13 protein-coding genes and 1 pseudogene are annotated in these 11,061 nt (G+C 69.7%); 10 read left to right on the forward strand and 4 right to left on the reverse strand.

Annotation, left to right across the window (positions count from 1 at the left end; translation table 11 throughout):
* The 4 genes and pseudogenes from TW83_RS21075 to TW83_RS03315 form a co-directional block, all read left to right on the forward strand.
* A pseudogene (locus TW83_RS21075) lies at positions 1-285 on the forward strand (hypothetical protein); the annotation flags it as partial.
* Positions 282-2,126, forward strand: coding sequence for an ABC transporter ATP-binding protein (locus tag TW83_RS03305; RefSeq protein ID WP_045981357.1), 1,845 nt, complete (start codon positions 282-284; stop codon positions 2,124-2,126). The pseudogene TW83_RS21075 and the gene TW83_RS03305, both read left to right, overlap by 4 nt.
* Positions 2,123-3,346, forward strand: coding sequence for a class I SAM-dependent RNA methyltransferase (locus TW83_RS03310; protein ID WP_045981358.1), 1,224 nt, complete (start codon positions 2,123-2,125; stop codon positions 3,344-3,346). Before TW83_RS03305 ends, TW83_RS03310 begins: the two co-directional genes overlap by 4 nt.
* Before the next feature lie 64 nt (positions 3,347-3,410).
* Positions 3,411-3,932, forward strand: a complete 522-nt coding sequence (locus TW83_RS03315) for a L,D-transpeptidase family protein (RefSeq protein WP_045981359.1) — start codon at positions 3,411-3,413, stop codon at positions 3,930-3,932.
* 42 nt (positions 3,933-3,974) lie between these two features.
* Here the strand turns inward: TW83_RS03315 and TW83_RS03320 are convergent, their stop codons facing one another.
* From TW83_RS03320 to TW83_RS03330, 3 genes are all read right to left on the reverse strand, one after another.
* Complete coding sequence (locus TW83_RS03320; RefSeq protein ID WP_045981360.1) at positions 3,975-4,490, reverse strand: CAP domain-containing protein; 516 nt, start codon at positions 4,488-4,490, stop codon at positions 3,975-3,977.
* Between the two features lie 89 nt (positions 4,491-4,579).
* Positions 4,580-5,620 carry a ferrochelatase gene (gene hemH / locus TW83_RS03325; RefSeq protein WP_045981361.1) on the reverse strand — a complete coding sequence of 347 codons (1,041 nt, stop codon included), beginning with the start codon at positions 5,618-5,620 and terminating at the stop codon, positions 4,580-4,582.
* Positions 5,617-6,441 carry an SAM-dependent methyltransferase gene (locus TW83_RS03330; RefSeq protein WP_045981362.1) on the reverse strand — a complete coding sequence of 275 codons (825 nt, stop codon included), beginning with the start codon at positions 6,439-6,441 and terminating at the stop codon, positions 5,617-5,619. Before TW83_RS03330 ends, hemH begins: the two co-directional genes overlap by 4 nt.
* Before the next feature lie 31 nt (positions 6,442-6,472).
* Between TW83_RS03330 and TW83_RS03335 the strand changes: the two genes are divergently transcribed.
* Genes TW83_RS03335 through TW83_RS03350 form a run of 4 tightly spaced genes read left to right on the forward strand, consistent with a single transcriptional unit; the run spans position 6,473 to position 8,835 of the window.
* The gene (locus TW83_RS03335) at positions 6,473-7,207 is read left to right on the forward strand and encodes a double zinc ribbon domain-containing protein (RefSeq protein WP_045981363.1); all 735 of its coding nucleotides are present in this window, start codon (positions 6,473-6,475) and stop codon (positions 7,205-7,207) included.
* A gap of 29 nt (positions 7,208-7,236) precedes the next feature.
* Positions 7,237-7,494 (forward strand): glutaredoxin 3, encoded by a 258-nt coding sequence (gene grxC / locus TW83_RS03340; RefSeq protein ID WP_045981364.1) that lies wholly within the window; start codon positions 7,237-7,239, stop codon positions 7,492-7,494.
* 8 nt (positions 7,495-7,502) lie between these two features.
* The gene (locus TW83_RS03345) at positions 7,503-8,372 is read left to right on the forward strand and encodes a carbon-nitrogen hydrolase family protein (RefSeq protein WP_157001330.1); all 870 of its coding nucleotides are present in this window, start codon (positions 7,503-7,505) and stop codon (positions 8,370-8,372) included.
* Positions 8,347-8,835 (forward strand): MarR family transcriptional regulator, encoded by a 489-nt coding sequence (locus tag TW83_RS03350; RefSeq protein WP_045981366.1) that lies wholly within the window; start codon positions 8,347-8,349, stop codon positions 8,833-8,835. The genes TW83_RS03345 and TW83_RS03350 overlap by 26 nt, the downstream gene beginning before the upstream one ends.
* 4 nt (positions 8,836-8,839) lie before the next feature.
* Here the strand turns inward: TW83_RS03350 and ubiG are convergent, their stop codons facing one another.
* The gene (gene ubiG / locus TW83_RS03355) at positions 8,840-9,580 is read right to left on the reverse strand and encodes a bifunctional 2-polyprenyl-6-hydroxyphenol methylase/3-demethylubiquinol 3-O-methyltransferase UbiG (RefSeq protein ID WP_045981367.1); all 741 of its coding nucleotides are present in this window, start codon (positions 9,578-9,580) and stop codon (positions 8,840-8,842) included.
* A 51-nt stretch (positions 9,581-9,631) separates the two neighbouring features.
* Here ubiG and pip point away from each other — a divergent pair, with 51 nt between their 5' ends.
* Positions 9,632-10,624: a prolyl aminopeptidase gene (pip, locus tag TW83_RS03360; RefSeq protein WP_045981368.1), complete on the forward strand. Its 993-nt coding sequence runs from the start codon at positions 9,632-9,634 to the stop codon at positions 10,622-10,624.
* Positions 10,621-11,061 (forward strand): TspO/MBR family protein (locus tag TW83_RS03365; RefSeq protein ID WP_071209461.1); only part of this gene is annotated, 441 nt, incomplete at its 3' end. The genes pip and TW83_RS03365, both read left to right, overlap by 4 nt.

Here is an 11,061-nt window from a genome sequence, read left to right on the forward strand (position 1 = left end):
TCGCTGGACCGCGCAGCGTGGCACCTGGGCGCGGATGCCGCGACCGACCATGCCGCCCTGATGGCCGCCGACGGCCACCCGCTGCCCCCCGACTGGCAGGCCCGCATCGCGCGGGCGACCCGGTCCCCCCTGCCCGTGGCCGCAGCCGACCTGGCCCCGCTGCAGGGGCCTGCCTTGGGACGGGCCCTGAAGGCCGCGGAGGAGGCGTGGATCGCGTCGGCCTTCACCCTGCCCGCCCCTGCCCTGATCGACGCGGCCCGCTTGGCCGGGAAGGACGACGAATGAGCCTGCACACCCGCTTCGGCCGCATGGTCGACGCCTTTCGCCCGGCCGAGGGCGCGCCGCCCGCCACGCTGATGGCCTTCTTCCGCTGGTGCCTGTCGGGCGCCTGGCCGGGGTTGGGCTTTGCCGCCATCGCCTCCGCCCTGGGCGGGGTGGCGGATGTCGTCTCGGCGCTGCTGCTGGGGATGGTCGTCGATGCGGTCACGACCAGCGCGCCCGGCGTCTTCTGGGACCAGAACTGGGGCCTGGTCGCGCTGTTCGCGGGGTTCTTCCTGGTGGTGCGCCCGGCGATCTATGGCCTGTCCACGGCCAGCTCGAACGTGATCATCGGACCGAACATCCTGCCGTTGGTGCTGTCGCGCCTGCATCGCTGGACGATGGGACATGCGGTCACCTTCTTCGACAACGACTTTGCCGGGCGGCTGGCGCAAAAGCAGATGCAGACCGCGCGCGCGGTGACCGATGTCGCATCCGAAATGGTGAACGTCGTCGCATTCGCCCTGGCATCCGTGCTGGGATCGGCGGCCTTCCTGCTGGCCGTCGATGGCTGGGGCGCGGTGGCGCTGCTGGTCTGGCTGGCGGCTTATTTCGCGCTGATCCGGTTCTTCCTGCCGCGCATCCGCGCGAAATCGGGCGCGCGCGCATCGGCGCGGGCTAATGTCACCGGACAGGTCGTCGACACCATCACCAACATCAAGACGGTCAAGCTGTTCGCCCATGCCCAGCATGAGGATCAGGCCGCCTTGGGCGCGATGGCGGGGTTCCGCGAACGCGCGCTGGATTTCGGCGTCGTCTCGACCTGGTTCCGGCTGTCGCTGATGGTCGTGGCGGGGATCCTGCCGGTGATTTTGGTCGGCGGCGCGATCCTGCTGTGGCGCGACGGCACCGCGACCGTGGGCGATGTCGCCGCCAGCGGTGCCATCGCCATGCGCCTGTCGCAGATGACCGGGTGGGTCAGCATGGCCCTGATGGGCATGTGGGGCAGCATCGGAGAGGTCGAGGACGGGATGAAGACCCTGTCCCCGCCCCATGCCCTGACCGACCGCCCCGGCGCCCGGACCCTGTCGCGCGTGCAGGGCCGGATCGAGTTCGACCATGTCGAATTCGCCTATGGCCGCGACGCGGGCGGCATCCGCGACCTGACCCTGACCATCCCGGCCGGAGAGAAGATCGGCATCGTCGGCGCGTCCGGCGCGGGCAAGACCACGCTGGTCGGCCTGCTGCTGCGGCTCTACGACGTTGAACGGGGCACCATCCGCATCGACGGCCACGACCTGCGCGATGTGACCCAGGAAAGCCTGCGCCGCCAGGTGGCGATGGTCACCCAGGACACCGCCATGTTCAACCGATCCGCCCGCGACAACATCCTGTACGGTCGCCCCGACGCAACGCAGGACGAGGTCGTGGCCGCCGCCAAGGCGGCCGAGGCGCATGACTTCATCCTGACGCTGGAGGATTACGCGGGCCGCACCGGGTACGACGCCTATCTGGGCGAACGCGGCGTCAAGTTGTCGGGCGGCCAGCGCCAGCGCATCGCCCTCGCCCGCGCCTTCCTCAAGGACGCGCCGATCCTGGTCCTGGACGAGGCGACCAGTGCGCTGGACAGCGAGGTCGAGGCCCAGGTCCAGGATGCCCTGACCCGCGCCATGCGCGGCAAGACCGTGCTGGCCATCGCGCACCGACTGTCCACCATCGCCGAACTGGACCGCATTCTGGTGATCGAGGACGGGCGCATCGTCGAACAGGGCGGTCATGACGACCTGCTGGCCCGCGACGGCCGCTATGCCCGCTACTGGAACCGCCAGTCGGGCGGTTTCCTGGGCACCGAAGAGGCTGCCGAATGACCCAATGGACGATCGAGCGGCTTGGCCGCAAGGGCGACGGCGTGGCCCTGTCGGGCGACGCCCGCGCGCTGGCCCCCCTGGTCCTGCCCGGAGAGGTCGTCGAGGGCGAGGCCCTGGACGGCCGCATCGCCGCCCCGCGCATCGTCACCGCGTCCCCGGACCGCATCCGCCCCGTCTGCGGCCATTACCGCGCCTGCGGGGGCTGTTCGCTGATGCACGCGACCGACGCCTTCACCACCGCCTGGAAGACCCAGGTCGTGCTGACCGCGCTGGCGGCCCAGGGGATCACTGCGCCTCTGCCGCAGGTCCACGTGTCGGCGCCGAACAGCCGCCGCAGGGCCGTGCTGTCGGGGCGGCGCACGAAGAAGGGTGCGACCGTGGGGTTTCATGGCCGCGCATCCGACGTGATCGTCGATCTGACCGAATGCCACGTGCTGCGCCCGCAGATCCTGTCCGCGCTGCCGCTGCTGCGCCGCATCGTCATCGCCGGGGCGTCGCGCGCGGCGGAACTGTCGCTGGTCGTCATCCATGGTCCGGCCGGGCTGGACGTCGCCGTGCGTGGCGGCAAGCCGATGGACCCTGCGCTGTTCCAGGCTCTGGCCGCCCTCGCGGACGAGGGCGATATGGCGCGGCTGGACTGGGATGGCCAGGCCATCACCCGCCGCGCGCCCGCCCTGCCGATGGGGCGCGCGCATGTCGTCCCCCCGCCCGGTGCCTTCCTGCAGGCCACAGCCCAGGGCGAGGTCGCACTGCTGGCTGCGGTGCGCGACACCGTGGCGGGCGCGTCAAAGGTCGCCGATCTTTTCGCGGGCTGCGGGACCTTCACGCTGCCTTTGGCGGAACGGGCCTCCGTCCATGCGGTCGAGGGGCTGGCCGCACCCTTGTCCGCCCTTGATTCGGCGTGGCGGGCCACGTCCGGCCTGAACCATGTCACGACCGAGGTCCGCGATCTGGCCCGCAGGCCGCTGATGCCCGATGAACTGTCCCGGTTTGACGCGATCGTGATCGACCCGCCCCGCGCCGGGTCCGAGGCGCAGATGCGTCAGATCGCCACCGCTCGCGTCCCGGTGGTGGCGGCCGTGTCCTGCGACCCGGTCAGTTTTGCCAAGGATGCGCGGATTCTGGCCGATGCCGGCTATGGCATCGATCGACTGTGGGTGGTCGACCAGTTCCGGTTTTCCCCGCATGTCGAACTGGTGGCGGCGTTAACGCACCGCTAGGCAGGCATGGTGTATCCGTGATATTCCGGGCCCATAAAAAATCAAAAACGCTTCAGAGGCAGTGATGATCAGAACCACCCGTCGGACGTTCACGATTTCGATGCTGGCCCTGCTGGCTGCCTGTGGAAAGCCGCAGCAACCCAGCAAGTTCCAGCGCTATTCCGGGCCGCCGATCACCCAGGTGCAGGTGAACAAGGGTCAGCGTCGCATGCACCTGTTCAGCGGCAGCACGCCGGTCCGGTCCTATGACATCAGCCTGGGCAACCAGCCGGTGGGGCACAAGCAGTTCTCGGGCGACGGCAAGACCCCCGAAGGCGTCTATTACATCGACCGCTTCAACCCGCGCAGCGCGTTCCACCTGTCGGTGGGCATCTCGTATCCGAACCCCAACGACCGCGCCTTCGCCGAGCAGTACGGCATGGATCCGGGCGGCGACATCTTCATCCACGGCCGCGGACCCCAGGGCAACAACCTGTTCCCGCGCCAGCGCGACTGGACGGCCGGCTGCATCGCCGTCACCGACGAGGAAATCCAGGAAATCTATGCGATGCTGATGCCCGGCACGCCGGTCGTCATCTATCCCTGACCCCCGCGACGGTTGCGGCCCCGCATGGGGGCCGCCCGAGGCCTAGCGTCCGGTCAGCAGCGTCCACCAGACCTTGCCCGACGGCTCCTTGAACCAGGCAAAGCCCAGCTGCGTCGCGGTCGGGTCCATGATCACGTCGCGGGTGTCGCGCGTGGACATCCATGCGGCCAGCGTCTCGATCTCGTTCTCGTAGGTCTCCGAGATGTTCTCGCCGATGATCTCTCCGCCGAACCCCTGACGCTGCGCCCGGTCCAGGGGCGACGATCCGTCCGACCCCCAGTGCCAGGCCCGGTTCTGGGCCGACATGTCACGCGAATGGACCAGCGACGCCGCCTCCAGCGCGGGGCTGGGCTGCAGCGGGGACAGGCCGATGTTGCCGCGCAGCGTGTTGATCTGCTGCAGCACCCGCCCCGCGATGGCCGCGTTGTCGTCGACCACCGGGGCCGCCACCGCGGCCGGGTCCATGGGCATGGCCATCGGCGCAGGCGCCAGGTTGCGTGGGCCGCACGCACCCAGCACGATCAGGCCCAGAATCGCAAGCGCGTTGATTTTCTTCATGTTCCGGCCACTCTCCTCGCGCACATGGCCTAGTCCTATCCAATGCCTCGCACCGGATCAAACCCAACTTGGCGTGAACGCGCCGACGCTCAGCGCGGCTGCACCCAGCCGCCGATGTTCTCGCGCACCACCTCCAGCATGACGCGGATATGGGCGGGGTCGTCGTTCAGGCAGGGGATGTACTGGAATTCGTGCCCTCCGGCCTCCTCGAAGGCCTCCTTGATCTCGCCGTTGATCTCCTCCAGCGTCTCGATGCAGTCCGACGAGAACGCCGGAGAGATCACCGCGATGTCGGTATGGCCCTGCTTGGCCAGTTCGGCCACATGCTCGACCGTATAGGGCTTCAACCACTCCTCGCGGCCGAAGACCGACTGGAAGGTCGTGTCGATGATCCCCTCGGGCCAGCCCAGCTCCTCGCGCAGCAGGCGCGACGTCTTCTGGCACTGGCAGTGATAGGGATCGCCCTGCATCAGATAGCGCTTGGGCATGCCGTGATAGCTGGCGACCAGCTTCTTGGGCACCTTGCCGTCCAGCGCGCGGCGCACGCTGTCGGCCAGCGCCTTGATGTAGTCGGGGTGGTTCACATAGGGCTCGACCGTGCGCACGGCGGGCTGCCAGGTCTCTTTCATCAGGACGCGGAACAGCTGGTCGTTGGCCGTGGCCGAGGTCGGCCCCGCATATTGCGGATAAAGCGGCAGGAACACGATCCGCCGACAGCCCGCATCGACCATCCGCCGCACCACGTCCCCGGTCGATGGATTGCCATAGCGCATGCAGAAATCGACCATCACCTGATCGCCCCATTCGTCATGCGCCATCTGCGCCAGCGCGCGGGTCTGGGCCTTGGTGATGGTCAGCAGCGGGCTTTCGTTCGCCTCGTGGTTCCAGATCAGCTTGTAGTTCTTGCCGGAACTGAACGGCCGCTTGGTCAGGATCACCCCCTGCAGCAGCGGCTGCCAGATCAGGCGGTTCACGTCGACGACGCGGCGGTCGGACAGGAACTCGTTCAGATAGCGGCGCATCGACCAGTAGTCATAGCCGTCCGGCGTGCCCAGATTGGCGATCAGGATGCCGGTCTTGGCGGGCTTGACCGCGGGATGGTCGGCAGGCGCGTGGGTGGGTCTCATCATGACTTCCTGAGTTTTGTCAGCGCATCGGCCAGCGAGGTGGTGGCCGATCCGGGGCGCAGGGGCTTTGGCTGGCTGTCCGAGGGCGCCCAGCCCGTCAGAAAGACCAGATCGAAGGTGACGGCGACACGGGACGGATCGTCGCGGTCGGGACTGTGGGAGGCCAGCAGATCGGCGGCGCGGGCCAGCACGGCGCGCGGCGTGGGCCGGCGCAGGCGCGCGGCCATCGCGTTGCCCTCGCCCATCGCACGCAGGTCGCGGCCCAGGTGGAACAGGTCGCGATAGCTGGCGCGCTGCGGCAGCAGGTCGGCCACCGGCAACGCCAGCCCCGCGCGGGCCAGCAGGCCGCCCAGGTCGCGGATCTCTCCCATCGGCAGGATCCGGGGCGACAGGCCGCCGGTGATCTCGGCCTCGGCCTGGGCCAGGGCGGCGCGGGGTTCGGACAGGGTCTGGCCGCCGAACAGGACGCCGATGAACAGCCCGTCCTCGCGCAGGGCGCGGCGGCACTGCACCATCTGCCCGACCGGATCGTCCGCCCAATGCAGCGACAGGGCGTGGATCACCAGGTCATGCGCGCCTGGTTCCAGGTCCAGCACCGGGTCGTCCGCTACCACCCGCGCATCGGGAAAGTGCGGGCCCCAGATGTCGGGAAAACCGGTCACCAGGGCAGGGGCCGTAAAGGTTCTGTTAACCTCGGCCAGCCTATCGTGGATCTCGTCGGCGGCGATCTGGTGGAACAGGTCGACCATGCCGTCCCGTTGGGCGCGGCGGCGCTGGCGGGTCAGGGCGATGCGGTCGGTCAGGGCGGGTCTGGGGTCACTCATGGGACGGGAACATAAGGTGCTTTCGGGGGCGATGAAAGCCGCGCTGCGGCTGTTCTATCCGCCCCAATGCCTGTCCTGCGGCGCGGGGGTGGCCGACGGGGGCGCGGGCGCCGTGCATCTGTGCGCCGACTGCTGGCCCGAGGCCGCTTTCATCACCGGCGCCTGCTGCGATTGCTGCGGGGCGCCGCTGCCCGATGACGGGTCGGGCGTGGACACGGTGCTGGTCTGCGACGACTGCTTGGGCACGGTGCGGCCCTGGACGCGCGGGCGCGCGGCGATGGTCTATGGCGGCACCGCGCGCAGGCTGATCCTGGCGCTGAAGCATGGCGACCGACTGGACCTGGCCCCACCCATGGCCGCGTGGCTGGCGCGGGCGGCGGCACCATTGGCGATGCCCGGCATGATCGTGGCCCCGGTGCCCCTGCACCTGCGCCGCCTGGCAAAACGCAAGTACAACCAATCCGCGCAGGTGTCGGGCCGGGTGGCGCGCGCCCTGGGGCTGGATCACCAGGCCGACCTGCTGGTGCGGGTGCGCCACACGCAGGCGCAGGACCATCGCGGCGTGGCCGACCGCTATGCCAACCAGCAGGACGCCCTGGCCGTGCATCCGCGTCGCGCGGCAGGCGTGGCGGGGCGGCCGGTGATGCTGGTCGACGACGTGATGGCGTCGGGGGCCACGATCCACGCGGCGGCACTGGCGCTGCTGGCGGCGGGATCGGGACCGGTTTCGGTGGCGGTGCTGGCACGCGCGGTCAAGGATCACTAGATAGGGGGCAGCCACCAAAAAGGACCGCCATGAGCATCGAGATCTATACCACCCGCACCTGCCCCTTCTGCATCCGCGCCAAGCAGCTTCTGGACCAGAAGGGCGCGTCCTATACGGAAATCGACGTCGGCGCCGACCCGGCGCTTCGCGACAAGATGACGAAGCGCGCGGGCAAGCGCAGCGTGCCGCAGATCTTCGTGGGCACCACGCATGTCGGCGGCTGCGACGACCTCTATGCGCTGGAGCGGTCGGGCAAGCTGGACCCGCTGCTCAAGGGCGCCGCCTGATGGGCGCGCTGACCGTCGGGCTGATCCAGCTGACGGTCGGCGACGACCCGGCCGCGAATCTTGACCCCACGACCGCCCTGATCCGCAAGGCCGCGGGCCGGGGCGCGCGGCTGGTCCTGACGCCCGAGGCGACGAACCTGCTGTCCCCCGACCGCGCGCGTCAGGCCACCCTGCTGCGCCCCGAGGATCAGGACGCGACCCTGGCCGCCCTGCGGGCCGAGGCGCGCGCGCTGGACATCTGGCTGCTGGTCGGATCGCTGGCCCTGGCCAGCGGCGACGCGGACGGGCGGTTCGCGAACCGCAGCCTGCTGATCGCCCCCGACGGGACGGTCGCGGCCCGCTATGACAAGCTGCACATGTTCGACGTGACCATCAGCGACACCGAATCCTATCGCGAAAGCGCCGCCTATCGCCCCGGCGACCGGGCGGTCACGGCCCCCGCGGCCGGGACGGTGCTGGGCATGACGGTCTGCTATGACCTGCGCTTTCCGCACCTGTACCGGTCGCTGGCGCAGGCAGGCGCGCGCATCCTGACCGTGCCGTCGGCCTTCAACCCGGTCACGGGGGCCGCCCATTGGGAGCCCCTGCTGCGCGCCCGCGCGATCGAGACCGGGTGCTTCGTGCTGGCGCCCGCGCAATGCGGCACCCACCCCGCGCCCCACAGCCCGGACCGCCCCGCCCGGCGCAGCCACGGCCATTCGCTGGTCGTCGACCCCTGGGGCCGGGTGCTGGCCGATGGCGGGGACGATCCAGGCATCACCATTGTATCCCTTGACCTTTCGGCGGTGGATGAGGCACGGTCTCGCATTCCCTCGCTGTATCACGACAGGCCCTTTGCGGCCCCGGAAGGCCATGACGACACCTGCGCCCAACCCTGACAAAGCCGCCGAGGCCCGGTCCACCGACCGGCTGGCCGCAAGCCTGTTCGCCGAGGTGCTGATCGCCGACCAGCTGTCGCGCAACCTGATCGGCAAGGCGCTGCCCAAGGGGATGCAGATTTCGCATTTTTCGGTGCTGAACCTTCTGGCCCACGTGAACGAGGAACGCACCCCCGCCCAGTTGGCGGCGGCGTTCCACATCACGCGGGGCGCGATGACCAACACGCTGGCGCGGCTGGAATGGGCGGGCCATGTCCACATCCGCCCCGATTGGGACGATGCGCGGCGCAAGTTCGTGTCGATCAGCACGGCGGGCCGGGCGGCGCGCGATCAGGCCATCGCGGGCTTCATGCCGCTGATCGCGGGCGTGGTGCGCGACATCGGCGCGGACCGGGTGCGCGGCGCACTGCCCGTCCTGCGCGAGCTGCGCCTGCGGCTGGAGGCCGACCCGCCCAAGCCCTGAGGCCTCAGGCCCGACGCGCCGTCATGATATAGTTCACCGCCAGGTCGCGATCCGACATCGCCCAGCCGAAGGTGATCGGGTTGAACACCATCCCCTTGCGGTCCGCGACCATCAGCCCCGCCGCCTGCGCATGAGCGGCCAATTCGTCCGGGGTGATGAAGCGCGCCCAGTCATGCGTGCCGCGCGGCAGCCAGCGCATGATCCATTCCGCCCCGATGATCGCCGCGCCGAAGCTGCGCGCGGTGCGGTTCAGCGTCGACAGGATCAGCAGCCCGCCGGGGCGCAGCAGGTCGTGGCAGGTCGCGACGAAGGCTGCGGGGTCGGCGACATGTTCGACGATCTCCAGCGCCAGGACCGCGTCAAAGCGTTCGCCCGCCGCGACCAGCGCCTCGGCCGTGGTGGCGCGGTAATCGATCGCCAGCCCCTGCTGATCGGCATGGGTCTGGGCCACGGCGATGTTCACCTGGGTCGCATCCGCGCCCACCACATCCGCGCCCAAGCGCGCCATCGGTTCGCTGGCCAGCCCGCCGCCGCAGCCGATGTCCAGCACCCGCAGCCCCGCGAAGGGCCGCAGGCTGCGCCGGTCGCGCCCGTATTCGGCCGCGATCTGGTCGCGGATATAGTCCAGCCGCAGCGGATTCATCAGGTGCAGGGGGCGGAACTTGCCGTTGGGATCCCACCATTCGGCGGCCATCGCCTCGAATTTCGCGATCTCGGCCTGGTCGATGCTGCTGGGCGTGGTCATTGGGGGGCGGTCCTTCTGGCGGGCGGCGTTGTCTGTGCTTATAGTGGCAGGATGGACCGATTGGCAGGACAAATCTCCGCGTCACATGGCCGCCTTCACCCGGCGGTCGAACCCTTTGCCCGCCACGAGATCGACGTGGGCGACGGCCACATCCTGTACGCCGAGGAATGCGGCAACCCGCAGGGCCGGCCCGTTCTGGTGCTGCATGGCGGGCCGGGCGGCGGGTGCAGCCCCTATATGCGGCGCTTTTTCGACCCGGCGCATTACCGCGTGGTGCTGTTCGATCAGCGCGGCTGCGGGCGGTCGCGGCCCACCGCGTCGGTGCGGGCCAACACCACTGCGCATCTGATCGACGACATCGCCCTGATCCGCGCACGCCTTGGCATCGACCGCTGGCTGCTGTTCGGCGGCAGCTGGGGGGCGACGCTGGCCTTGGCCTATGCGCAGGCGCATCCGGACCATGTCACCGGGCTGGTGCTGCGCGGGGTGTTCCTGGGGATGCGGTCCGAACTGGACTGGTTCTATGGCGGGGGCGCCGCGCGGTTCTTTCCCGACCTGTGGGAGCGCTTTCAGGAGCCGATCCCCCCATCCGAACGCCAGGACATGATCGGCGCCTATCACCGGCGGCTGTTCGACGACGACCTGGGCCGTCAGGCGCGATTCGCGCAGCCCTGGCTGATGTGGGAAAACGCGCTGGCGGGGCTGCAGTCGCAGGCCGCGGGCCATGCCCCCGCCGATTACGCCCGCGCCTTTGCCCGGCTGGAGAATCACTATTTCAGCAACGGCTGCTTCCTGGACGAGGGGCAGCTGCTGCGCGACCGCGGGCGGATCGAACACCTGCCCGCGATCATCGTCCAGGGCCGCTATGACATGGTCTGCCCGCCCGTCAGCGCGCACCGGCTGGCCCAGGGGTGGGACCGGGCCGAACTGCGTCTGGTCCCGGCATCGGGCCACGCCCTCTCCGAACCCCGCATCACCGCAGAGCTGGCCGCCGTCATGGACGGCATCCGCGACGAGGACCGCAGCAGAAAGGTTCCCCGTTGATCCTGTTCCCGGTCTTCCTGCTGGCCAGCGTCGCCGCCGCCGCGACCGGCGTCATCTTCAAGCCCGGCGCGTGGTATGACGGGCTGCGCAAGCCCGGCTTCACCCCGCCGAAATGGGCCTTTCCCGTGGCCTGGACGATCATCTACCTGCTGTCGGCCGCGGCCGCGACGCGGGTGGCGGGCCTGCCCGGCGCGGGGGCCGCGCTGGCCCTGTGGGCGGCGCAGATCGCACTGAACACGCTGTGGACGCCGGTCTTCTTCGGGGCGCGGCGGATGGCCCTGGGCATGGCGATCATCGCCACTTTGCTGGTGACGGTCGCGGCCATGACGGTGACCTTCTGGTCGCTGGACCGGGTCGCGGGGGCGATGCTGCTGCCCTATCTGGCTTGGCTTTGCGTCGCGTCGGGGCTGGACTGGCGCATCTTGCGCGACAACCCC

This window comes from Paracoccus sp. S4493 (assembly GCF_000967735.1).
In the GTDB taxonomy this organism is placed as follows: Bacteria; Pseudomonadota; Alphaproteobacteria; order Rhodobacterales; family Rhodobacteraceae; genus Paracoccus; species Paracoccus marcusii.